The organism is Candidatus Eisenbacteria bacterium (assembly GCA_035712145.1).
In the GTDB taxonomy this organism is placed as follows: Bacteria; Eisenbacteria; RBG-16-71-46; order RBG-16-71-46; family RBG-16-71-46; genus DASTBI01.
The window spans coordinates 1-23,455 of the sequence record DASTBI010000193.1 but is presented as its reverse complement, the minus strand read 5'-3'; the positions used below and the strand labels follow the sequence as shown (position 1 = coordinate 23,455).

20 protein-coding genes are annotated in these 23,455 nt (G+C 67.5%); 12 read left to right on the top strand and 8 right to left on the bottom strand.

The genetic code is table 11. From position 1 onward, the window contains the following. The first annotated feature begins 142 nt into the window (after positions 1–142). The 4 genes from VFQ05_13875 (at position 143) to VFQ05_13860 (ending at position 4,211) form a co-directional block, all read left to right on the top strand. Positions 143–952, top strand: coding sequence for an enoyl-CoA hydratase/isomerase family protein (locus tag VFQ05_13875; GenBank protein ID HET9327850.1), 810 nt, complete (start codon positions 143–145; stop codon positions 950–952). Further along, positions 949–2,283, top strand: a complete 1,335-nt coding sequence (locus VFQ05_13870) for a tetratricopeptide repeat protein (protein HET9327849.1) — start codon at positions 949–951, stop codon at positions 2,281–2,283. Before VFQ05_13875 ends, VFQ05_13870 begins: the two co-directional genes overlap by 4 nt. A 74-nt stretch (positions 2,284–2,357) precedes the next feature. After that, positions 2,358–3,392 carry a 4-hydroxy-3-methylbut-2-enyl diphosphate reductase gene (ispH, locus tag VFQ05_13865; protein ID HET9327848.1) on the top strand — a complete coding sequence of 345 codons (1,035 nt, stop codon included), beginning with the start codon at positions 2,358–2,360 and terminating at the stop codon, positions 3,390–3,392. A 3-nt stretch (positions 3,393–3,395) separates the two neighbouring features. Next, on the top strand, positions 3,396–4,211 hold the full coding sequence (locus tag VFQ05_13860) for a hypothetical protein (protein HET9327847.1): 816 nt from the start codon (positions 3,396–3,398) through the stop codon (positions 4,209–4,211). Here VFQ05_13860 and VFQ05_13855 read toward each other — a convergent pair whose 3' ends face one another. Both VFQ05_13855 and VFQ05_13850 read right to left on the bottom strand, forming a co-directional pair. Beyond that, a complete protein-coding gene (locus VFQ05_13855) occupies positions 4,212–5,492 on the bottom strand; it encodes a PQQ-dependent sugar dehydrogenase (GenBank protein ID HET9327846.1) in 1,281 nt (426 codons plus the stop codon). It lies immediately after the preceding gene. 144 nt (positions 5,493–5,636) lie between these two features. Beyond that, positions 5,637–6,188, bottom strand: coding sequence for a peroxidase-related enzyme (locus tag VFQ05_13850; GenBank protein HET9327845.1), 552 nt, complete (start codon positions 6,186–6,188; stop codon positions 5,637–5,639). Between the two features lie 147 nt (positions 6,189–6,335). Here VFQ05_13850 and VFQ05_13845 point away from each other — a divergent pair, with 147 nt between their 5' ends. Then, a complete protein-coding gene (locus VFQ05_13845) occupies positions 6,336–6,764 on the top strand; it encodes a hypothetical protein (GenBank protein ID HET9327844.1) in 429 nt (142 codons plus the stop codon). 8 nt (positions 6,765–6,772) lie between these two features. Here the strand turns inward: VFQ05_13845 and VFQ05_13840 are convergent, their stop codons facing one another. Continuing rightward, on the bottom strand, positions 6,773–7,162 hold the full coding sequence (locus tag VFQ05_13840) for a CARDB domain-containing protein (protein ID HET9327843.1): 390 nt from the start codon (positions 7,160–7,162) through the stop codon (positions 6,773–6,775). 367 nt (positions 7,163–7,529) lie between these two features. On the opposite strand from VFQ05_13840, the gene VFQ05_13835 reads away from it, so the two are divergent. The 4 genes from VFQ05_13835 to VFQ05_13820 all read left to right on the top strand — a co-directional run bounded on the left by VFQ05_13835 (position 7,530) and on the right by VFQ05_13820 (position 10,616). Further along, positions 7,530–8,144, top strand: coding sequence for a Fe-Mn family superoxide dismutase (locus VFQ05_13835; GenBank protein ID HET9327842.1), 615 nt, complete (start codon positions 7,530–7,532; stop codon positions 8,142–8,144). A gap of 87 nt (positions 8,145–8,231) precedes the next feature. Continuing rightward, complete coding sequence (gene bcp / locus VFQ05_13830) at positions 8,232–8,699, top strand: thioredoxin-dependent thiol peroxidase (GenBank protein ID HET9327841.1); 468 nt, start codon at positions 8,232–8,234, stop codon at positions 8,697–8,699. 47 nt (positions 8,700–8,746) lie between these two features. Next, positions 8,747–9,388, top strand: coding sequence for an LON peptidase substrate-binding domain-containing protein (locus VFQ05_13825; protein ID HET9327840.1), 642 nt, complete (start codon positions 8,747–8,749; stop codon positions 9,386–9,388). A 505-nt stretch (positions 9,389–9,893) separates the two neighbouring features. Continuing rightward, the gene (locus tag VFQ05_13820; protein ID HET9327839.1) at positions 9,894–10,616 is read left to right on the top strand and encodes a metal-dependent hydrolase; all 723 of its coding nucleotides are present in this window, start codon (positions 9,894–9,896) and stop codon (positions 10,614–10,616) included. 4 nt (positions 10,617–10,620) lie between these two features. Here VFQ05_13820 and VFQ05_13815 read toward each other — a convergent pair whose 3' ends face one another. Then, on the bottom strand, positions 10,621–11,697 hold the full coding sequence (locus VFQ05_13815) for a CPBP family intramembrane glutamic endopeptidase (GenBank protein HET9327838.1): 1,077 nt from the start codon (positions 11,695–11,697) through the stop codon (positions 10,621–10,623). Between VFQ05_13815 and VFQ05_13810 the strand changes: the two genes are divergently transcribed. Both VFQ05_13810 and VFQ05_13805 read left to right on the top strand, forming a co-directional pair. Continuing rightward, positions 11,696–12,598: a GNAT family N-acetyltransferase gene (locus VFQ05_13810; GenBank protein HET9327837.1), complete on the top strand. Its 903-nt coding sequence runs from the start codon at positions 11,696–11,698 to the stop codon at positions 12,596–12,598. The genes VFQ05_13815 and VFQ05_13810 overlap by 2 nt on opposite strands. After that, positions 12,591–13,013, top strand: coding sequence for a molybdenum cofactor biosynthesis protein MoaE (locus VFQ05_13805; GenBank protein HET9327836.1), 423 nt, complete (start codon positions 12,591–12,593; stop codon positions 13,011–13,013). Before VFQ05_13810 ends, VFQ05_13805 begins: the two co-directional genes overlap by 8 nt. 22 nt (positions 13,014–13,035) lie before the next feature. Here the strand turns inward: VFQ05_13805 and VFQ05_13800 are convergent, their stop codons facing one another. From VFQ05_13800 to VFQ05_13785, 4 genes are all read right to left on the bottom strand, one after another. Beyond that, entirely contained in the window at positions 13,036–14,493 is a 1,458-nt protein-coding gene (locus VFQ05_13800; GenBank protein ID HET9327835.1) for a pitrilysin family protein, read from the bottom strand. Continuing rightward, on the bottom strand, positions 14,490–15,866 hold the full coding sequence (locus VFQ05_13795; GenBank protein HET9327834.1) for a pitrilysin family protein: 1,377 nt from the start codon (positions 15,864–15,866) through the stop codon (positions 14,490–14,492). The genes VFQ05_13800 and VFQ05_13795 overlap by 4 nt, the downstream gene beginning before the upstream one ends. 79 nt (positions 15,867–15,945) lie before the next feature. After that, the gene (queG, locus tag VFQ05_13790; GenBank protein ID HET9327833.1) at positions 15,946–17,127 is read right to left on the bottom strand and encodes a tRNA epoxyqueuosine(34) reductase QueG; all 1,182 of its coding nucleotides are present in this window, start codon (positions 17,125–17,127) and stop codon (positions 15,946–15,948) included. Then, the gene (locus tag VFQ05_13785; GenBank protein HET9327832.1) at positions 17,127–18,059 is read right to left on the bottom strand and encodes a DUF6600 domain-containing protein; all 933 of its coding nucleotides are present in this window, start codon (positions 18,057–18,059) and stop codon (positions 17,127–17,129) included. The genes queG and VFQ05_13785 overlap by 1 nt, the downstream gene beginning before the upstream one ends. 314 nt (positions 18,060–18,373) lie before the next feature. Between VFQ05_13785 and VFQ05_13780 the strand changes: the two genes are divergently transcribed. Beyond that, the coding region (locus VFQ05_13780) for a LamG-like jellyroll fold domain-containing protein (GenBank protein ID HET9327831.1) at positions 18,374–23,455 on the top strand (5,082 nt) is incomplete at its 3' end.

The window sequence follows — 23,455 nt, the reverse complement described above, 5'->3', positions numbered from 1 at the left end:
GTAGATATACGATGAACCGCCCGGCGCTGCGGTTCAATGTTTTTTATCGGGTACCCGATCCCCTTATACTCGCGATCTTCCTGTGAACCACCGCGGCCCCAGCGGCCGCTCGTCGTCGACGCGAAACGGAGAGGCCCCCTCAATGGAGAGCACCACGGCCAAGAAGCTGGCGGATTACCGGGTCAAGAACGGGGTGGCGTGGATCGAGCTCGTGGATCCGCCCGCCAACACCTACACGTACGAGATGATGCGCGACCTCGACGACGCCATCCTGCAGGCGCGCTTCGACGAGAACGTGCATGTCGTGGTGCTGCGCGGGGCGGGGGAAAAGTTCTTCTGCGCCGGCGCCAACATCAACATGCTCAAGACGGTGAACCCGACCTTCAAGTACTTCTTCTGCCTCCACGCCAACGAGACGCTCAACCGACTCGAGCACACTCCCAAGCTGGTGATCGCGGCGCTCAACGGCCACACCGTGGGGGGCGGTCTCGAGATCGCGATGGCGGCCGATCTCCGCATTGCCCGCAAGGGAGCCGGCAAGCTCGGACTTCCCGAAGTCTCGCTCGGTGTGCTCCCGGGCACCGGAGGCACCCAGCGACTGGCGCGGCTGGTCAACAAGAGCACCGCCATCGAGCTCATGGTGAGCGGCGAGACCTTCGACTTCGAACGAGGGCGGGAGCTCGGCATCGTCAACCAGATCTGGGAGACGGCCACCAGCGACGAGTTCATCGAGAAGGTCCAGAAATACGCCGAGGGATTCTGTCCTCCTCATCGCGCATCGAAGGCGGTCGGCCGGATCAAGCGCTCGGTGCAGAGCGGCGTGGAGATTCCGTTCGAGAGCGCCCTGGCGGTCGAGCGCGAGCTCCAGCAGCAGCTCTTCCAGAGCGAGGACGCCAAGGAGGGGCTGAGCGCTTACGTCGAGAAGCGCAAGCCCAGCTTCTCCGGTCGTTGATCACGTCGCACATCCATGGGGCCCCGCCGCCGGCGGGGCCTCGCCGTTTCCTCTCCGGCATGGGGTTCGTTCTCCTGATCCTGCTCTCCGCCGGAGCCGAAGCCCCCTCGATCGGTGCGCAGACCGGCAAGAGCGGGCCGACGTTGTGGATCCCGTCGCGCGCGGACAGCAGTCCGCCCGAGTCGGAGCCGGCCCCGGTGCTGATTCCGGGCCGCCCCAATCCGGCCGACACCACGGTGGGCGATGTCGCCACGCAGGCGCGCGCTCAGTTCGAGAAGGCCAGGCAGTACGAGCGCGAGAACCATCCCGGCGCGGCGATCGTCACCTATCGGAACGCCCTGAAGATCGATCCCAATCTGCGCGACGCGAACTACCGCATGGGTCTCCTCTTCAACACGCGCGCGCAGTGGGGAGAGGCGGTCAAGTGCTTCGCGGCCGAAGTCGAGCGGCATCCCGACCATCGCGACGCCGCGCGTGAGCTCGGCATCGCGCTGACGCGTGCCGGCGACACGCCGCGCGCGATCCAGCAGCTCGAGTTGGTGACGCGGCGCGACGCAAAGGACGGGCTGGCATGGCACGGGCTCGGGGCGGCGTACCTCAAAGCCAGCCGGCCGAAAGACGCGGAGCGCGCGCTGCGACGCGCAATCGCCCTGCCGCCGCCTTCCGCCGAGGAGCATCGCGACCTCGGCGCCGCGCTGGCCGCTTCGGGCCGGGAGCGCGAGGCCCGCACCGCGTACCAGGAAGCGCTCCGGCGCTCGCCCCGCGATCCGGTCACCTGGTTCAACCTCGGCAACCTCGAGCGCCGGGCCGGACGAGCGGACAGCGCATTGGCGGCGTATCGTCGCGCGACCGAGGTGGACTCGTCGTTCGTGCTGGGTCATCTCGCCGAAGTCCAGCTGCTGCGCGAGAGCGGTCGCGACGAGGAGGCAGTCGACGCCTACCGGCGGTGGTTGAAGACGGCGCCGGAAGAGCACGCCGCGCGGCTCTCGGCGGTGGAGCTGCTCCAGAACCTGGGACGCCACGACGAAGCGCTCGTCCTGGCCCAGGAAGGTTTGCGCGTCGCTCCCCGATCGGGCGCGCCGCGTGTGGTCTATGGCATGGCTCTGGCCGGAAGAGGACGCACCCGGGAAGCGCTCGAGCAGCTCCGGACCGGCCAGCAGATGTTCGTCGGTGACCGCGCCGAGCAGGCGCGGGTGGAAGCATTGATCGCCGTGCTGCGGTCCCGCGCGCCGGACTCTCTGCGGACTCTGTTCATCGCGGACAGTGTGCAGGCGGTGGCGTCCAAGGCAGCGCGCGACAGCGCCGCGGTGAAGGGGCCCCGCAAGCGCTGAAGGGCGTCCCCTTCTTGGCGCCCCGCGAGCCGTTCCGGTAGAGTCGCGAACCGCCCGTCCGGAGCGGGCTCACCATGAGTCACCAGACCCCCAAGTTGTTCATCGCCGCGCCGCGCGGGTTCTGCGCGGGCGTCGACCGCGCCATCGATATCGTCGAGATGGCGCTCCAGGTCTACGGCGCGCCGATCTACGTTCGCCACGAGATCGTGCACAATCGCCACGTGGTCGAGGATCTGAGGGCCAAAGGGGCGGTGTTCGTCGACGAGCTGTCGAGCGTCCCCGAGAAGAGCGTGGTGATCTTCTCGGCCCACGGCGTCTCGCCCGCGGTGCGGAAGGAAGCCCGGGAGCGCAGCCTGCGGGCGCTCGATGCCACGTGTCCGCTGGTGACGAAAGTCCACCTCGAAGCGCTGCGCTACGCCAAGGAAGGCTACTCGATCGTGCTCATCGGCCACCGTGGACACGTGGAGGTCGAAGGAACGCTCGGCGAGGCGCCCGATTCGATCGTGCTGGTCGAGAACGTGGCCGATGTCGAAGCGCTCGAGCTTCCCGACCCCTCACGCGTCGCCTACATTTCGCAGACCACGCTGTCGGTGGACGACGTGCGAGCCATGGTCGAGGCGCTGCGGCGCAAGTACCCGGCGATGCGGGAGCCCACCAAGGCCGACATCTGCTACGCGACGCAGAACCGGCAGGACGCGGTGAAGGAGCTGGCTCGCCGCTGCAAGGTCGTCCTCGTCGTCGGTGCTCCCACCAGCAGCAACGCGAATCGCCTGGTCGAGGTCGCCGCGACGCTCGGCGCCCAGGCTTTTCTCATCGAGTCGGCCGAGGACATCCGAACGGAGTGGATCGCGGGTGATGTGGGAATCACCGCGGGGGCGTCGACGCCCGAGCAGGTGGTGCAGGACTGCATCGCGTTCATCCAGCGGTCGGGCGGTCATTGCCTCGAGGAATTCCGCCTGCTCGAGGAGCGCGTGATGTTCCCGCTTCCCGGGGAGCTGCTGGTGGCCGCCACCGAGAAGGGTCTCGAGATCGGTCCCGGCAACGAGCGCGCGGCGGCGCGCGCCGGGGAATCGGCGCGGACCGGAGAGTTCCGGATCCGCCATCATTGAGCCATGCTGACTTCGAGAGCCTGGCTCGTTCCCCATCTTCCCACCCTGGTGCTCGACGAGCACCGCCGGCACCGCACCCCCATGCTCGAAGCGCTGGCTCGGGAGGCCGGCCGCGTGTCCGAGGAACGACCCGACGTCGTGGCGGCCCTGAGCGCGCGATGGGTTTCACCCGGACCCTTTCAGGTGGACATTGGAAGGCGCCATCGCACGCTCACCGACTATCCGGGATTCGGCGTCGAGCTGCGCTATGACTGCCAGGGTCACCCGGCGATCGCGCGCGCTCTGGTGGACGCCGGCGCCAGAGCGGGAGTCCGAGTGGGACCTGCGCAGCGGGGGGTCGACAGTGGCGTGACCGTGCCGCTCCACTTCCTCATGCGCAGCCTGCGCCTGCCGGTGGTCCCGCTCTCGATCGCCGCGCGTCCCGCGACGGAGTGCAGGACCTGGGGTGGAGTCGTGCGCCGGGTTCTCGAGGCGCGCCCGGAAAAAGTGGCCCTCGTGGTGGGAGGTCTGCTCTCGCACGACGCCCATGCATGGACCTTCCAGCGTGAGGTTCCGGAAGCGCGAGCGTTCGACGAGCATGCGCTCCAGGCCCTGGCCGCGGGCGCATGGGACGACCTCCGCATCCGCGATCCGAAAGTGGTGGAGCGCGCGCACCCGGAGGCCGAGCTCAGGCACCTCGACTTCCTGCGCGGATTTCTCCTCAGCAACGTTCAGGGCGAGGTGCTCTGCTACGAGGCGGGACCGGGCGTCGGAGGCGCGCTGGCGGCCTTCGAGACCGGTGCGGTGCCGGCTCCGCCGGCGACGCATCCTCCGAGCTGATCAGCTCCCGACGCGGACCAGCCGCTGCGTGATCTGCCGGCTTCCCGTGGTCAGCCGGACGAGGTAGATCCCGGGAGGAACCCGGCCACCCCGCGCGTCTCGTCCATCCCATTGGAGACGGCGATTGGACGCGATGCGCCAGTCCTGGACGCGCCGGCCCTGAAGGTCCATGACTTCGACGCGAGCTCCCTCCGCGGCGTTCTCGACCTCGATCGACACGCTCGAACGGAAGGGATTGGGTCCCATCCGCAGGCTGGGACCCACTGCGGTGCCGGCCGGATCTCCGACGCCGATCACAGGCGAGGTGTACGTGATCCGCAGGATCCGCGTCGGAGTCGAAACCCACAGGAAACCGTCGGGACCGACCGTGATGTCGAGCAGGTTGTCGTCGAGGTCCGCGAAGACGTCGAGCGTGTCGATCACATCCGGCCTCCCGGGCGCGAACCGCGCGCGGTAGACCAGGCCGGTGTTGACCGCGGTGAAGAACAAGGCCCCGTCATATCGGGTCGGATACACACCGCCGCGGTAGACACAGCACCCGGTCACCCCGATCGTCGGATTGATGTACGCGAGCGGCGCGCGGGCTCCGCTGGGCGTGCTGTTGCACAGGTCATTCGGACCCCAGCCGTAGTTCGTCCCGATCGAGAGCAGGTTGATCTCGTCGTCGCACTCCGGCCCGTTGTCGGTGAAGTAGCCGGTGCCATCCTGGGGATCGAAGCAGAGGCCGTAGACGTTTCGAATGCCATAGACGACGGCTGGGTTCGTTGGGCCGAACGGATTCCCGGGCGCGGGCTTTCCGCCGCGGCCGAGCCGGAAGATCTTCCCGCGCCGGTCGGTGAGCACCTGGGCGGCTGCGGGATCGAGCTGATCGCCATAGGTCAGGTAGATCTGGCCGTCGGGGCCGAACGTGACACGCCCGCCATGGTGGAAGTCTTCGGCTCCCGAATTCTCGAACAGGATGATCGGTGACTTGCCCTGACCGAATTGATCCACGAAGCGCAGCAGCCGGTCGTTCTCAGGACTCAGCGCGGTGTGCACCACGTAGACGTAGGGCGAGTCCGGGAAGTCGGGATGGAAGGCGATGCCATGGGCGCCGCGCTCTCCGCCGGTCGCCGTCGCCAGTGTCGCCCACGTCACCGAAGTGGGGTACGTCAGCGTCGGGTAGAAGGCCACGCGCCCGGTGAGCTCGGTGAAGAAGAGCCTTCCATCCGGAGCGAAGCGCAGGCAGGTCGGAAAGTTGACCTGGGGATGGACGACGTCGATCCCGAAACCCGCCGGCACACTCAGGGCAAAAGAAATTGCAGGCCAGAAAAAAAGGGCCACAAGGGCCGATGCGGGGGTGAATCGACAGGCGGTCATCGTCGTACGCGGACAAAAAGTTTAAACCAATTGTCGGGGCGCTCAGCCAGAGAAAACGTCGTGGAGTCAGCGCTGGTCGCCGAATTCCCAGGCCTGGACGTTCGGCTCGAGCGCGACGCCGAGCCCGCTCGCCAGCCGATTCAGCAATCCCACGTAGGCGGCGAGATGCGTCGCCCGGAGGATGGCGGCATCGTCGAACCCGTATTCGCGGATGCGCTCGACGTCGTCTTCCTTCCGCTCGGATGGCTCACAGGTGAGCGCGACGGCGTAGTCGAGCAGCACGCGGTCGCGCGCTGCCAGATTCGCTTCCCGGTAGTCGCGAGCGACCGCGCGAGCGAGTGGCTCGTCGCCGAGCGCCCTGGCCAGCCGCGGCCCGTAGTGGGCGACGCAGTACCCGCATCCATTGGTGGCCGACACGACCACGCCAATCAGCTCCGCCTGCGCCAGAGGCAAAGGGGTAGGTTCGGCCGCCAGGGTACGAGCATGCTCGGCGATCGACTGCGCCCCGGATGGATCGAGTGCGAGCGCCCGGAACAGGGCCGTCATGTCCGCACCCGGATCCGACCGGGAGGGAGCCTCCGGGGTCGCGATGCCGTCGGCGCTCCGAATCCAGCTCATGGGCTCACCCTCGGACGGTTCATTGGGATGTCAGGCACCGGCTAACCTATCGGAAAGCCCGCCGCCGAGCGAGCTTGCTCGCGGGCCTATCGGCGGCGCCCAGCATCGAAAGGCGGCATGGACTCCGGCGTGACAGGCGGCAGACGAGTGGGAAAGTGGATCGGGGCCATCGCGTGCCTGGTGCTCCTCGCCGGACTGGCCCTCGCCATCCGCCAGTGGGTCCCGCGGTCCACGGCTCAGCCGGTTGTCTCCGGGGTCCCGGCGGACACCTCGAACCCCATCCCGCGGGCGCTCAGCCAGGCCGGCGGGGTGGACGAGAAGTCGCGATGGATCGATGACCTGCCGGAGGTGGAGATGGCCTCACTCGATGCCGAGCGCCGCGAGATCTTCCTGCGCCAGGTCAACACGCGCCGCTGCACGTGCGGCTGCGGTTACACGCTCGCGGCGTGCCGCATCTACGACTCGAGCTGCGACAAGAGCCTGCCTCGCGTTCGGGCCGTGTTCGATTCGGTGGCCCGGGGTCTTCTCGCCGACGTCACCGGGCTTCGCGAGCCGCCCGGTGTGGAGAGTCGCTGACGAATCGCTCAGGGAATGAAGCGCATGCTCTCCACGTTGTCGTCTTCGTTGCTCTCGGCCACTTCCCGTTCGCAGTCGACCGTGATCGTGAACGCGTAGGGCTTGCCTTTCTGTAGCGAGGGCAGGTGCATGCTGCACGCTTCGCCCGGCTGGAGGCCCCAGATCCCGAAGTAGAAGACGCCTCCAGTCTCGAGCACGATCCGTACGTGGCACGTGGTCGAAGCCGCCGAACCGTTGTTGCGGATGTTGACCATGGTCTGGGAAGCGGTTCGCGTCCGGTCGATCATGAGGTTCGGGAGCGTCCCTGAGATCGGAGCCCGGGGACGGGCGCTCGCGGCGAGTGGCGCGGCCAGAGTGAGGGCCGCAAGGGCCGGTAGAATCCAATGCGTGCGACGCATCGATTCCTCCATCAAGGGTGGGCGGTCGGTACGTGCACAGGGGTTGGAGGAACGCTACTGCAGCGGCCGTGCCATGGGAGCGCCGCCAGGAGGGGGGCGCAGGCCGAGAGCACGTCGGCAGATGCGCGTTGTACGGGCCTCGAGCAAGCTCTCGCGTTCCATCGGGACGGCCTCGTCCGTGTGCCGGTCCACCCGCGGGAGGGTCATTTCCCCCTCTCCTTTGCCGCTCGAACCCGCGGAAGATGGCGCCAAACCGCACCGGCTTGGGTCGTTGACAGGTGGCGGAAACCGGGACTACCGTCAATCGCCCAGCTCAAAGGCGATCACACTCGGGCGCTCCCGGCGCCCTCGACATCGGAGGTTGAAAATGCCCTGGCCCAAGGTGGAACCGAAGAAGTTCGCGTCGATCCGCGAGCTCAACGGCATCTCGCAGCGCACCATGGAAGAGCACTACGAGCTCTACAAGGGCTACTGCGGGAAGGTGAACGAGATCCAGGAGAGGTTGAACGGCGTCGATCGCGGCTCGGCCAACCAGATCTACAGCGATCTTCGCGGGCTGCGGGTCGATCTCTCGTTCGCGATCGGCGGCGTCAAGAACCACGAGATCTATTTCGCCCATCTGGGCGGCAAGGGCGGCCAGCCGGGGACGCGGCTGATGGAGATGATCAAGCGCGACTTCCCTTCGTACGACGCCTGGCTCGCCGACTTCAAGGCCTCGGGCCTCGCCGCCCGCGGCTGGGTGTGGCTGGCCTACGACCACGATTTCCAGACGCTGACCACCGCGGTCGGCGACGCGCAGAACACGTTTCCGATCTGGAACTCCACGCCGATCCTGGCGCTCGACGTCTACGAGCATGCCTACTGGATCGATTACGGCCGAGCGCGCGCCAAGTACATCGAGGCGTTCTTCAACAACCTGGACTGGAACGTCGTCGAGCAGAATCTCGAGCGAGCGATCGCCATGCAGGCGGTCCACAAATAAGGGACTGGGATTCACCCGGGGCCGTGCGCCCCAGGAACCGGGCTCCCCAGGGAGCCCGGTCCTGCTTCCAGGAGGAACGTCATCCACTTGCTGCCCGTCATCGGTAAACCCGCCCCGGACTTCACCCTGCCCTCGACTTCCGGCGAGCCCGTGTCGCTCCGGCAGTTCAAGGGGAAGAAGACCGTCGTCCTCTACTTCTATCCCAAGGACGAAACTCCTGGATGCACGCGCGAGGCCTGTGACTTCCGCGATCATCACGCGGATTTCGAGAAGCATGGGGTGGTCGTTCTCGGTGTTTCCACCGACGGGCTCGAGTCACACCGCCACTTCACGGACAAGCATCACCTGCCGTTCACTCTTCTGGCCGACGAGGACGCGTCGGTCTCGAAGATGTACGGCGTGTACAAACAGAAGAATCTGTACGGGAAGAAGTACATGGGGATCGAGCGCACGACCTTCGTCATCGACCGAACCGGGCGGGTTGCGCAGATCTATCCCAAGGTCAAGGTCGACGGTCACATCCAGAACCTGCTGGAGTTCGTAGGCGAGGACTGACCTCGGCCTTGCTCCGCCGGAAGCCACCTCTTCCGCGGGAGGCTGCGTTGGATCACGCGCCGAAGAAACCGGTGCCGGTATTTCCCCTCCCGGACCTGGTGCTGTTCCCGTGCGCGGTGGTGGAGCTCCACGTGTTCGAGCTGCGCTATCTCGCGATGGTTCGCGAGGCGCTCTCCACCGACCGGCTGATCGCGATTGCCTTGCTGCAGCACGGATGGTCCCACGACCACGGCAGCACGGAACACCATCCGATCGGTTGCCTGGGGCGCATCGACGCGGTGACGTGGAGGCCCAACGACTCCTATGACATGCGGGTGAGAGGCCTCTCGCGGGTGCGCATCCAGCGCCCGGCCCGCGAATACCCCTACCGTTGCGCGTGCGTGGTTCCGGTCCCTCAAGAGCCGCTGGATGACGACGACCCGCTGATCCAGATGGAGCGCCTGGCCCTGGACGAGAGCTATCGGCGGATCCGTTCCTGGACGGAAAGCTTCGCGCTTCAAGGCGGCGGCCGAAGTCTCTCGTTCGAGGCTTACGTCAATTCGGTGTGTCATGAGCTCCCGCTGAGTCCGCCGGAAAAGCTGGAGCTGCTCGAGCTCGACAGTGTCCTGGCGCGCTCACGTCTTGCGCGCGAGCGCATGGACAAGGTGGTGCTGAGGCCGGAGCCCAGGCGAGAGGGTGAGCGAAACTGACAGCGCCGACGAGGTCCGCGCGAGCTCAAGAGAGAGCGGGCCGGCTTGCGCCGGCCCGCTTCGACATTGGTCACTCGCACGAAGCGAGAGACGACCCCACAAGGGGGCGCCTAGAGCGATCGAGAGCTCTTGACCGGCAGCCGCGTTGAGGTGCGGCTCCAAACCTGCGCTGCACGCGAAACGGGCGTTGGAGTCCCCCGATCCCGCATCCGCCCGCTCTCGGCAGCGCAGAACCTCGACAGCACTCGACGAACTTCCAATCGCGACCGTTCGCCGAGATCAACTTTCGCTTGCCGGTGACTGCCGTACCGACCGAGTACGACAGAACGGGTCAAGCATCTGCTAATAGAACCCTGGGAGCAAGGCAAAGTTGACGGGAATCTTCAACCCATTGCCCGGCCTTGTTTCCCCGACCATCGGCGCTGGACCAGGACCGCCAACGGTCGCGGCTTGTCGACGACAATTTGCGGACTTATGCTCGGAAACCACGCGCAGGGAGGCGGAGATGCCGAAGCTCGACCGAGGCTTCAAGCTCACCTGGCTCGGGCACAACTCGTTCTGGCTCGAGACCCGTGAAGGGCGGACGGTGCTGCTCGATCCGTGGGTGGAGAGCAACCCCGCGTGCCCCAAGCATCTCCAGGCTTTCGAGCGCATCGACGTCATGACCATCACTCACGGCCACGCCGATCACATGGCCGACGCAGTGAACCTGGGCAAGCGGCACCGGCCGGCCATCGTCTGCAACTACGAGATCCACGCTTACCTGCAGGGCAAGGGCCTCACCACCACGGCCCCCATGAACAAGGGCGGCTCCCAGACGGTCCACGGCATCCGCTTCTCGATGGTGCACGCCGTGCACACCAGCGGCATCGAGGAAAATGGTCAGATCGTGGCATGCGGCGGGGAGGCCTGCGGCTTCGTGATCACCCTCGAGGACGGCACCAGGATCTACCAGGCGGGAGACACGGCCGCGTTCTCCGACATGGCTCTGATCGCGGAGATCCACAAGCCGGAGATCGCCCTGCTGCCGATCGGCGATCACTATACGATGGCGCCCCGCGAGGCGGCGATCGCCGCCCGGATGCTCGGTGTGCGCTGGATCGTCCCCTCGCACTACGGGACGTTTCCGGTGCTGACCGGGACTCCCGAAGAGCTTGGCCGCGAGCTGTCAGGCCTTGGCGTGAAGGCCGAGGTGGTCGCGCTCGAGCCGGGCGGGATTCTGCAGTAGCGGCTCAGTTCTTCAGGGTCAGCACTGCAACCACGTCGTAGAGCGCATGGATCGCGATCGCGACGCTGGTCGAGGACCGCTGACGGATCCAGCCGAGCAGAAGTCCCAGCAGCGCGATGATCACCATTCCGAACCACGAGTACTGGACGTGGAGCATCGCGAACAGCACCGAGGTGCGGAAGATGCCGAGCTTGGGCTGCAGGGCGCCGCGCAGCGCGATCTCTTCGCCGAACCCGGCGCTCAGACCGAGGACCAGTGTCTCCGAGCGGGTGAGATCGCCGGCGATCATCTGATTGACCTTCTGGTCGCTGGCCCAAAGGTCGGGAAACCAGGTCCGCTGCACCCACTCGGCGCCGGCGTTGATGAGCAGCATGGCGGTGACGCCAACCAGAACGACCAGCGCGTGGCGTGGCACGAGACGCTGCAACCCGAGCCGCTCCGCGGTCTCGGCCCAGTTGCGCCGCACGAGAAAGCCGACGCTGCCGAAAGCCAGCAGAACGAGGCCGACCAGGTTCGACAGCAGCGGACCGATTCCGCCGACCAGCGTGGCGCCGCTCTCTCGCAGTTGATCGGCGAGCATGGGGAAGGCGAGTCCGACGGGAACGCTCAGCAGCGTCCCCAGGATCGCCAGCCGCGCGGCGAGCCGCAGAACTCGCGACGGCGTCGGAACGGCGAAGAGCGATCGTGCCAGCTCGGTGGCGAATGGCCGGAACGCCGCGGCCAACGATGCGGCTGCGCCGAGTCCCGTCATGATCAAGCCGAGCGTCCGCGCGCGGCCGGTGTAATCGGATGCGGAAATGACCCAGCCGAGCAGGATGAAGGTCGTGACGGACAGCACGGGGATGATCCACGCCACCGAGCGATAGGCCGGGTCCCGTCGCGGGTCGAGATCAGCGGCGTGCGCGACGGCGAAGAGTCCCGCCAGGGCGGCCATGCCCGCCAGATCCGCGTGACCCGCGACCAGAGCGCCAATTCCCGCGACCGTCACGATGACGAGCCACGGACGCAGGTCGATGCGATCGTGCGGATCGCGCGGCGCTTCCGAAGAGACCTCGACCGTGTCTTGATTCGGATCGTGCATTGCGGCCAGCATAGGGGCTGGTCCGGAGGAGCGTCCAATCGTTCACGTTCACGTTCTCTTCTTCGCTCAGGCGCGGGAGCGCGCCGGCGTGGCGCGCGCGACACTCGAGCTGCCTCGAGGCGCGCGGGTCGGTGAAGCGCTGGCCGAGATCGAGAAGAGGCATCCTGGCCTGGCCGCGCTGCGTCCCCACATGGCGGTCGCGCTCAACCAGAAGCTGGCCGGCGCCGACGAGGAGATCCCTGACGGCGCCGAGCTGGCGTTGCTTCCGCCCGTGAGCGGCGGCGCCGCGCCGCCGAGGACGACTCCGCGGCTGCGTGTGGTCCCGGCGACCGCCGACCGCTGGAAGGACGTCGAGAGCCTGTTCGGTCCGCGCGGGGCGTGCGCGGGATGCTGGTGCATGTATCCGCGGCTGCTCGCCGCGGAGTACCGCAGCGGCTCCGGCGAAGGCAACCGCCGCCGCCTGCAGCGCCTGGTTCGGCAAGGTCCGCCGCCGGGACTGCTGGGATACGTCGCGGATCAGCCGGCGGCCTGGTGCGCGCTGGCGCCGCGTGAAGACTACGTCCGGCTCGATCGCTCCCGCACTCTGGCGCGCGTCGACGATCGTGCGGTCTGGTCGGTGGTCTGCTTCTTCGTCGCTCGGCCTTACCGGCGTCGCGGCTTGACTGTCGCCATGCTCCAGCATGCGGCTCGCTGGGCCCGCGGCCGCGGCGCGCGAATCCTCGAGGGTTATCCGGTGGATCCGCCGTCGGGGAAGACGGCGGATGCCTTCGCGTGGTGGGGCGTCGCCGACGCATTCTTCGCCGCCGGATTTCGCGAAGTGGCCCGCCGCTCTCCAACACGACCGATCGTCCGCCTGGAGCTGGGCCGCGCAGGACCGAAAACGAGCGCTCGCCGTGGCTGATCTGGTATCGGGTCCGCTGGAGGTGGCGGCCTTGATCCAGGCGGCTTCTCGGCCGGAGTGTGGAGCCCTCGCCGTCTTCCTGGGAACGACCCGTGACCACCACGAAGGACGGCGCGTGGCCACCCTGGCTTACGAGGCCTACGAGCCGATGGCCCGCGCGGCGCTCGTGGCTCTCGAGCGGGAGACGACGCGCCGTTTCGACGTGGCCTCGTGCACGATCGTCCATCGCCTGGGCGTGGTGCCGCCCACCGAAGCCAGCGTCGTGGTCGTCGTGGCGGCGGCGCACCGAGGCCCGGCATTCGACGCCTGCCGCTGGGCCATGGACGAGCTCAAACGGGGGGTGCCGATCTGGAAGAAGGAACGCTACGCGGATGGCGGCGAAGACTGGGTGGAGGGCACACGACTCGAGGGCTGAGCTGAGTTGTCTACGTCACGGTCTACGGCGCCGAGACTTCCTTCGCGTCCGCGTCGAGGAGCTTGACCGGTCCCAGTGCCAGGGCCTCGATACCGCTCCGGATCTTGGCGACGTCGCCGACCACCACCACCGCCAGGTTCGCCGGATCGATGTACTTGCTTGCGACCCGTGTGACGTCCTCCGGAGTGACCTGGCCGATGCGGCGGTTGTATTCGGTGATCTCGGCCTCGTCGAGGCCGTAGAAGGCCAGGTCTGCCAGCACGCCGGCCACGCCATCGTTGGTCTCGAGCCGCCGCGGGTAGCCCCGGATCAGCGAGTTCTTGGCCGCATCCGTCTCGCTCGCGGTCGCAGGCCTCGGTCCGCGGACGTCCTTCAGCTCCCTCATGAACTCCGTCAGCGAGCTGTCGGTCTTCGCCGTGAACACGCCCGCCGATGCGTAGAACGGACCGTCGCCGCGGCGGAAGCCCCAGGCCGTGCGCGCGCCATAAGTGAAGCCATGGCGCTCGCGCAGGTTGAGGTTCACGCGCGACGTGAATTGGCCGCCCAGCATCAGGTTCAGGACCTGGAGCGCGTAGTAGTCCGGACTCGTGCGGGAGGCGCCCACCTGTCCCATGCGGATCTCCGACTGCGCCGCGCCCGGCTTGTCGACCAGGTAGACGGTCAGTGGCAAGACCTTCGGCCGGGCCGGAGCGGTGGCCGCCGCCGGGGGGACCGGCTGGGTCTTCCAGCTGCCGAAGACCCGCTCCAGACGAGGCAGCAGTTCCTGCTCGGTGATGTCGCCGACCGCGATCAGCACGGCGTTGTTCGGCCGGTAGACCTGGTCGTAGCACCGCAGGAGGTCATCCCGCGAGATGCCTTCGACGCTCGGGACGGTGCCCGAGACCGGCCGGCCGTAGGGATGGTCCATGCCGAAGACCACCCGGTGGAAGACATCGGTGGCCACCACGACGGGCTGGTCCTTCTGCTGCTTGAGCGACTGCAGGCGAGCCTTGCGCTCGCGCTCGATCTCTTCCTCGCGGAACGCCGGCTGGGTGACCATCTCGCCCATCAACGTGAGCGCCTCGTCGAGATGCTGGGTGAGCGTGTTCAGCGTCACGACGGTCTGCTCTTCGCTCGCCGAGGCGCTGAGATTCGCTCCCACGTACTCGACCGCGTTGACGAACTCGCGGGCGTTGAGTCGCTGGGTGCCGTCGTCCAGCAAGGCCGCGGTCATCGCGGCGACGCCAGGCTTCGTGTCCAGCGAGGAGCCTCCGCGGATCTGGAGCAGGAGCGTCGACTGAGGAAGCTGGGGCCGGCGCGCGATCCAGACCACCATGCCGTTGGTGAGCTGGCGCTTGACCACCTTCGGAGCGACCAGGGCCGGAGCCGGTCCCACCGGTGGTTTCTTGCTGCGATCGAGCTTGTCGGCAACGCTCATGTTCGATTGGCCTCCCACGAGGACCACCAGCAGGGCGGCGAAGCAGAAAGGTCGAAGAGTCATGGCGTGGCCCCCGCGGCGGCCAGCTCGCGCTTGCCCTTGGGCACGATCGAGAGCACGACTCTCGGCTTGCTCAGGTAGGCCTCCGCGACGCGCCGCACATCCTGGACGGTGACGTTTCGGTAGTTCTGCAGCTCTTCGTTGAAGAGATCCGGGCGCCCTCGATACGTCATGTAGCTGTTGATGCGGTCCGCCTTGCCGAGCAGGGTCTCCACGGCGCGCACGGCCGCGGCTTCGATGCTGTTCTTGGCCTGCGTGAGCTCGCGCTCGGTCGGCCCCTCCTTCGCCATCCGCGTGATCTCCTCGAGAATCGCTCGCTCCATCTCGCTCAGCGTATGCCCTTCACGAGCCTGTACCGTGATGTGGAACGTGCCCGCCTGCTCGCGAGTGAACTGGAAGGAGCTCACGGTCTGCGCGGCCTGCTCCTTGTAGACCAGCCGCTCGTAGAGCCGCGAGGCTTTGCCCTGGCCCAGGATGCTGGAGAGGATGTCGAGCACCGGGTCGTCCTTGTGCCAGAGCGGCGCCGAGTGCCACGCCATCATGATCTGAGGCAGCGTGACCTGGTCCTCCATGACGTCGCGCTGATCGGCGGCCAGCGACGCCGGGGTGCGCGGCAGCGGCGGCCGGGCCGGGCCTTTCGGAATGTCCCCGAAGTAGCGGGTGGCGAGGCGCTTCACCTCGGATGGCTTGACGTCTCCCGCCACGACGAGGCACGCGTTGTCGGGGCTGTACCATTGACTGAAGAAGCCCTTCACGTCATCGAGAGAAGCCGCGCTCAGATCCTCCATGTAGCCGATGGTGGGCCAGTGGTACGGATGACTCGCCGGGAAGAGCATCTCTCCGAGGCGGACGAAGCCCATGCCGTAGGGGGCGTTCTCATAGCGCTGACGGCGCTCGTTCTTCACCACGTCGCGCTGGTTGTCGAGCTTCTCCTGGTTGAGCGATGGAAGCAGGAAGCCCATGCGATCCGCTTCCAGCCACAGCGCCGTCTCCAGGTAGTTCGAGGGGACCATCTCGAAGTAGTTGGTGCGGTCCGCGTTGGTGGTGCCGTTGGCGGTTCCGCCGGCGTCCTGGACGATCGAGAAGTGCTGGTCGTCGGCGACGTTCTTGGAGCCCTGGAAGAGCATGTGCTCGAACAGGTGAGCGAAGCCGCTGCGCCCCTTGACCTCGCGGCCAGAGCCGACGTGGTACCAGACGTTCACCGCCACCAGCGGGGCCGTGTGGTCCTCGTGAACCACGACGCGCAGGCCGTTCTTCAACGTGAAGGTCTCGACCGGGACGTTGAGCATCGGGGTCTCCGCCGCCGAAGTACCGCCCGCCCGCGCCAGCGCGGCCGCGGCGACGAGCGCTGCGAATGGAATGCGAAACCATCTCATGACGAGTCTCCGAAGCCGAGCCCGGGGGTGGCCCGACGGGTCGTGGCGCCGGGCGTTCGTTCGGGGAGCATAGTCGATTTCAGCCTGGCGCCGCGGCGGCAAGATGACCGACGCCTCTCATCGCCGAACCGGCGAGCGCGGCCTCTTCCCGAACGTCCCCGGAGGAGTCCTGCTGCGCGAGCTCGAGCGCGCGTTCCACGAGCGTCCGCTCGGCCGCGGTGGCTGGAATGCGGCGGCCGATCTGGCCGAGCGCCCATACCGCATGTGAACGGACCACCGGATCGCGGTCGCCTGCGGCTGCGCGAGCCAGCGACGGCGCCGACTCCGCCCGGCCGCGGTTCCCGAGCGCCACGCAGATGTTGCGCGCCAGCCCCTCGCGCCGAGCGCGCCGGATCGGACTGCCGGCGAACAGCACGGTGAAGCCCGGCTCGTCGATCTCGAGCAGTCGCTCGAGAGTCCAGCCCTCGAGGTCGCGCGCGTGCAGCCGGGCGTCGCGCGCCGGAACCGCGAAGCGATTCCACGGACAGACCTCCTGGCAGATGTCGCAGCCGAACACCCAGTCGCCGATCGAGGAGCGCAGCTCGCGAGGGATCGGTCCCCGATGCTCGATGGTGAGGTAGGAGATGCAAAGCCGGGCGTCGACCTGATACGGAGCGACGATGGCGCGCGTGGGACACGCCTCGATGCAGCGGACGCAGGTGCCGCAATGCTCGCGACCAAGTGGCGCGTCCGGCTCGAGGTCCTGGTCGACGAGCACTTCCGCCAGCAGGAACCACGAGCCGATCGTCGACGAGAGCAGGCCCGAGTGCTTGCCGATCCAACCCAGCCCGGCGCGCTCCGCCCATCCGCGCTCGAGAATGGCGCCGGTGTCCGTGTACCACAGCGTGCGAGCGCCGGGGAGCAGCCGTGCGATCTCGAGCTCGAGGCCCGCGAGCTTGCCACGCATGACGCGGTGGTAGTCCTCGCCGACTGCATAGCGTGCGACACGTCCCACGCGGTGCGCCCGCGGCTCGTCGGCTTGCGGCTCGTGCGCCAGCGCCACGCAGACCACCGAGCGCACGCCGGGCAGGATGAGAGCTGGGTCACGACGACGCGTTCGCTGACGATCCGATGCGAGCCACGCCATGCCGCCGTGGCGCCCACTCGAGAGCCAGGCTTCGTAGCGCGCCTGTGCTTCGAGCGGCGCGATGCGAGCGATGCCGGCGGCCGAGAATCCAAGCTCGAGCGCGCGCGCCTTGATGCGCAGGCTCGCCGTCGGCATCAGCCCCCGGAGCGTCCGGCCGTCGTGTCCTTGGTGGCGGGTTTCGCGGGCCCGGGCTTGGGCGCCCAACGATCGACCTGCGGCCGCAACAGGGGGACGCGCGCGGGTGGCCGGCCACCGCGCTCGCTGATGGCTTTCGCTTCGCGCGATGTCCGATCGCCGGCCTGGCGCAGCTCGTCCACGGTGGGAGACGACGGGGACGCAGTGTTCGCGCGCGGCTCGTCCGCGCTGACCGGCTTCTGCGTGAGTGCGTCATCGATTCGAACCCGCTGGAAGCGCTGCCCGAGAGCTTGCTCGATGCGTTGCACCGACGGTCCCGCCGGGGCCCTCACGCCATTGACCACGACCGTCTCGGACACCGGCCTCGCTCCGGCGACGACCGCACCGAGCTCGTTCTGCTTTTTCACTCGAGCCGAGAGATCGGTGGTGCCCAAGGCGTCCACCGTGGTGAAGACGTAAGCGCCGCCCGGAACGCTGGGTGGTCCGCCGCCGGGACTGAGCGGCGCCCAGCCCACGTACTGATCCGTCGCGCGCCAATCGACCCAGGAAGGCGCCCATTCGACCCCCGGCTTCCACACCCAGCCCTGGAATTCGTCATAGGCCCAGCGACCGTAGTGATAGGTGGCCCAGCCAAAAGGCTCGTTCGAGATCCACACCCAACCGAACGCGTCGGTCGGCGCCCAGAAGCCTTCCTGGTACGGCCTCCAGTCATGAAACGAGGTGCGGGGGCGGAAGAGGTAGCCGTAGGGCTCGATCAGCACCCAGTCGCCGTAATCCTGCAAGGCGTCATAGAAGATGCGGTACTCCGGCGCCAGTGCCGCCCGGGCGGCCGGCATCGTCGGTGGCCGCGGACCGCCGGTGTTCCCGACGGCGCAGGAAGCAGAGGTCGCGAGCAGTGCCGCGAGAGCGAAGTTCCGGAGAGTCGTTTTCATGGGCTCACCCGGCCATCGACCGGGATAGCAAGAGTCGAGGGGAGCATCTTCGAAGTCAAGCGCACTGGATTCGTCCCGAAGCGAGACAAGCGCTAGGCACTGATCCTCTCGTCCTCGCGTTGCAGAGAGCTCGATGCCCTCCTTTTGGCCCACTCCGCCTCATCCTTCCGTCCCATAGGATCAATTCGCTCGCGCTGACAGGATTCTCCTTGCTGCAGTGGGGGTGGGTTGACAGAATCCTCGCCCCCTGTGGCTGTCCTTCCAGACGCCTCTCTCGCCACGACAACATGACCTCTCCCCAAGGAGGCCGCTCCATGGTTCGCGCGATCCATCGCGTCCAGGCCGTCATGCCCTGGATGGCCGCCGCAGCATTGTCACTGACGACGTTGACCATTCACGTGTTCCCGGCACACGCCCAGAGTCAGCAAGCGCTCCAGCTGAACGGCTCGACTCAGTACGTGACGTTCGGCACGGCCGCGAGTCTCGGTGCCTCGAGCTTCACGGTCGAAGTTCGATTCAAACGGACGGGTGCGGGCGGATCGACCAGCACCGGGACGGGCGGCTGGGCCAGCATCGTCCCGCTCCTCACCAAAGGCCGAGGCGAAGGCGAGACTCCCGCCAACCTCAACATGAACTACTTCCTCGGCATCCGGTCGGACGGCCGGATCGCCGCGGACTTCGAGGAACCCTCTGGCCCCAACCGTCCACTGGGCGGTGAGATCACGACGATCACCAACGACGTTTGGTACCACGCCGCGGTGACCTTCGACGCCGCCACCCGGCGTTACGTGCTCTACCTGAATGGGGCGATCGAGAACGACACGACGCTCGCCGTGGGAATCGCCCCGGCCTCGACCAGCATTCAGCACGCGGCACTCGGCACGGCGATGACTTCGACCGGCGTGGCTGCGGGCTTCTTCCAGGGCATCGTCGACGAAGCGCGCATCTGGAACGTGGCGCGGACCGACCAGCAGATCCTCGACAGCTACAACGCCGAAGTGCTCGCCGGCTCGGGGTTGATCGGTCGCTGGGGTTTGAACGAAGGCACCGGCGCCAACGCCGGCAACTCGATCGCCGGCAGCGTGAATGGCACGCTCATCGGGACTCCGCTATGGACCACCGACTCGCCGCTCGCGCTCTCGGCCGAGTCGGGTCTGCGCTTCGGTGGCACGAACGCCTACGTGACGTTCGGAAATCCGGCCGAACTGCATCTGGCCAACTTCACGGTCGAGACCTGGTTCCGTCGCGACGGGGCTGGCACGGCGAGCACCACCGGAACCGGTGGGTTCGATGGAGTCCCGCTCGTCGCCCGCGGCACGGGCGAAAGCGAGAACCCCGCCGTCGACATGAACTACTACCTCGGGATTCGCTCCTCCGACAATGTGCTGGCAGCGGACCTCGAGGAGGGCGCCGCGGGTGCGGCGCCGAGCCAGAACCACCCGGTGTTCGGGGTCACGCCGATCGCGAACGGGGTGTGGTACCACGCCGCGGCGACCTACGATGGGAACGAGTGGCGCCTCTATCTGAATGGCTCGCTCGAGGCGCAGCTCACCGTCGGTCAGCCGGCCGCCGCCGCAGGCAACCAGCTCGCTTCGCTGGCCAGCGGTCTCGAATCGATCGGCACCGCCGAAGGGTTCTTCAACGGCGCGCTCGACGAGGCTCGCGTCTGGAGCGTCGCGCGCACTCAGGCCGAGATCCAGGGCTCGATGAACAGCAAGCTCGCGGCTCCGACCAGCGGGCTCGTCGCACGCTGGGGACTGGACGAAGACGCCCAGATCACCGTCTCGAGCACCGCGGGAACGGCGATCAACGGCACGATTACGGGGAGCAACTGGAGCTGGGCGGGCCCGGCGCCCTTCAACGCCACCCTCCCCTCGCCGCCCAGCCCACCCACCGGGCTCGCGGCCGTGGCAAGCGGCGCCTCGCAGATCAATCTGACCTGGACCGATGCCTCCAATGACGAGACCGGCTTCGAGATCGAGCGCTCCACGACGGGCAGCGGCGGGCCCTTCACGCCGCTCGTGACCGTGCCGGCCAACACCGTCGCCTATCCTGACAACGGCCTCACCGCTTCGACCGAGTACTGCTACCGGGTGCGCGCGGTGAACGGCGCCGGTCCCTCGTCCTATGCCGGCCCTTCGTGCGCGATGACGACGGCAGTGTCCACCTTCGCCCTCGACTTCGCCGGCACCAACGCCTACGTGAACTTCGGCAACCCCGCGTCGCTCCATCTGACATCGTTCACGCTCGAGATGTGGATGCGGCAGGACGGCGCCGGCGTCGGCACCGACACCGGAAGCGGGGGCATCCCCGACGCGATTCCACTGCTGACGCGCGGACGGGCGGAGACCGAAGCCGCGGCGGTGGACGTCAACTATTTGTTCGGAATCCGGGCATCGAGCGGCGTGCTGTGCGCCGACTTCGAGGAAGGGGCGGGTGGCGCGGCCCCGAGCCAGAACCATCCGATCGAGGGGAGCACGGTCATCGGGAACGGTGTCTGGCACCACGTCGCGGCGACCTATGACGGAACGTGGAAGCTCTACATCGACGGTGCGCTCGATGCTCAGCTCGCCGTGGGGCAGCCCCCCGCGGCGGCCAGCAACGTGGCGGTGGCGCTGGCGAGCGCGCTCAACTCGACCAACGTGGCTTCCGGCTTCTTCAACGGTGTGGTCGATGAAGTTCGTGTATGGAACGTGGCACGGACCCAGGCCGAGATCCAGACCACGATCAACACCGAGCTGACCGCCCCCACCAGCGGTCTCGTCGCCCGCTGGGCGCTGGACGAAGGAAGCGGAACAGCGGTCAATGGATCGGCCGGGACCACGGTGAACGGGAACGTCGCCGGAGCCGGGTTCGCCTGGGTCGCCGGCGCGCCGTTCAACATCACGCCGCCGACGCCTCCTGCCGACCCCAGCGGGCTGAGCGCAGGCGCGACCTCGTCGAGCTCGATCCATCTCGCGTGGACGGACAACGCCTCCACCGAGAGCGCCTACGAGGTCGAGCGCTCCACGACCGGCATCGGCGGGCCCTTCAGCCTGCGGGCCACCCTCGCGGCCAACGCGAACAGCTACGACGACAACTCTCTCTCCGCTTCGACCGAGTACTGCTACCGGGTTCGCGCCAAGAACGGCCCCGCTGCCTCCGGATACGCGGGGCCTTCGTGCGCCACCACCCAAGCCAGCACCGGGAGCGCGCTCGACTTCGCGGGCTCGACCTACGTTTCCTTCGGGGACCCTGCTGCGCTCGATCTGGCGCAGTTCACGGTCGAGTGCTGGTTCCGGCGCGACGGGACCGGGACGACGACCACGACCGGAAGCGGCGGCATCGCCACCGCCATTCCGCTGGTCACCAAGGGGACGTCCGAGAGCGACTCGCCCGCCAACCTGAACATGAACTACTTCTTCGGGATCGACGATGCCACGGATCGCCTGATGGCCGATTTCGAGGACGCGGTGGACGGGACCAACCACCCGGTCCTCGGCGCAACCACCATCGCCAACGGCGTCTGGCACCACGCCGCGGTCACCTACGACGGAAACACCTGGCAGCTGTATCTCGACGGCAACCTCGAGACCTCGCTGGCGGTGGGCGTGGCATGCCAGTCGGCGAGCATCCAGCCGGCGGCGCTGGCCTCGTCGCTCCGTTCCAACGGCACGACCGCGCAGGGGTTCTTCGACGGCGTGCTCGACGAAGTGCGGATCTGGAACACCGTGCGGACCCAGGCCGAGATTCAGAGCACCGCGAACGCGCAGATCGCGGCGTCCACCAGCGGCTTGGTCGCGCGCTGGGCTCTCGACGAAGGGTCGGGCACGGCGGTCAACGGCTCGGCGGGAACCGCCATCAACGGCGGGATCACGGGCGTGAACTACACCTGGGTGAGCGGGGCGCCGTTCGATCTGTCGTTCAATCTGCCCCCGGCCCAGCCCACGGTCATCGTGCCGGCGAACAACGCCACCGGCGTCTCGAGCGGACCCTCGCTCTACGTCTCGGCCTCCGATCCTGAAGGCCAGAACGTCACCGTGACCTGGTACGGGCGACCGCTCACGGGAGGGCCCCCGGGACCCAACTTCACCCTGATCGGCCAGCCCGACACGCAGTACTACACCGGAGAGGACAACGGCGGGACGATCGCCATCCTCGAGAGCATCAACAACTGGATCGCCGCGAACCGGGCGTCGCGCAACATCGCCTACGTCGCCACGCTCGGCGACTGCGTCGAGCGCGGCGACAACGGTGGGGACCCGATCGAGTGGCAGCTCGCGGATCAGGCCTTCAGCCTGATCGAGGATCCGCAGACCACCGGGCTGACGGACGGTATTCCCTATGGCATCACGGTCGGCAACCACGACCAGTCGCCGATCGGCGACGCGGACGGGGCCACCAACTTCTACAACCAGTACTTCGGCGAGGCGCGGTTCCAGGGCCGGGGCTACTACGGTGGCCACTACGGCGCGAACAACGACAACTGGTACAACCTGTTCAGCGCCGGCGGGATGGACTTCATCGTCATCAGCCTCGAGTACGACACCTCGCCGGACCAGGCGGTCCTGGACTGGGCCGATCAGCTGCTGGCAACCCACAGCAACCGTCGCGGGATCGTGCTGAGCCACAACCTGTGCGGGACCGGCAACCCGGCGACCTTCAGCACGCAGGGCTCTGCGACCTACAACGCGCTGCGCGACAACCCCAACTTCTTCCTGATGCTGGCCGGCCACGTCCCCGGCGAGGGGCGGCGCCAGGACACCTTCAACAACGTCACCGTCAACACCTTGATGTCCGACTATCAGGGCCGCACCAATGGCGGGAACGGGTGGATCCGGATCATGACGTTCTCGCCCGCCAACAACACCATCGAGGTCGAGACCTATTCGCCCTGGCTCAGCCAGTTCGAGACCGACGCCGACTCGCGCTTCACGCTCACCTACAACATGACGAACCTGCCTCCGTTCCAGCTGCTCGGGTCGAGCAGCGTGGCGTCGGGGTCGAACACGGCGTTCGTGTGGTCGGGGCTGGCGCCCAGCACGCAGTACGAGTGGTATGCCACGGTGAGCGATGGAAGCATCACGACGACCGGGCCGGCGTGGAAGTTCACCACGTCGAGCACGGTGGGCGTGAGAGATCCAGTAGCCGCCGAGCTGAGTCTCGGTCCGGTCTCTCCGAACCCGGCGCCCGGGCACGCCCAGATCACGTTCACACTCCCTCGTCCCACGCCGGTGAGGCTCAGCATCCTCGACATCCAGGGCCGCGAAGTCGCGGTGCTCGCGGAAGGGACCTTCGATGCGGGGCGGCACCCGGTGCGTTGGAACGGGCAGAGCGCGGGCCGGTCACTGCCGGCCGGACTCTACATGGTGCGTTTGCAGACGCCCGAACGAAGCCTCGTGAGAAAGACGGTGTGG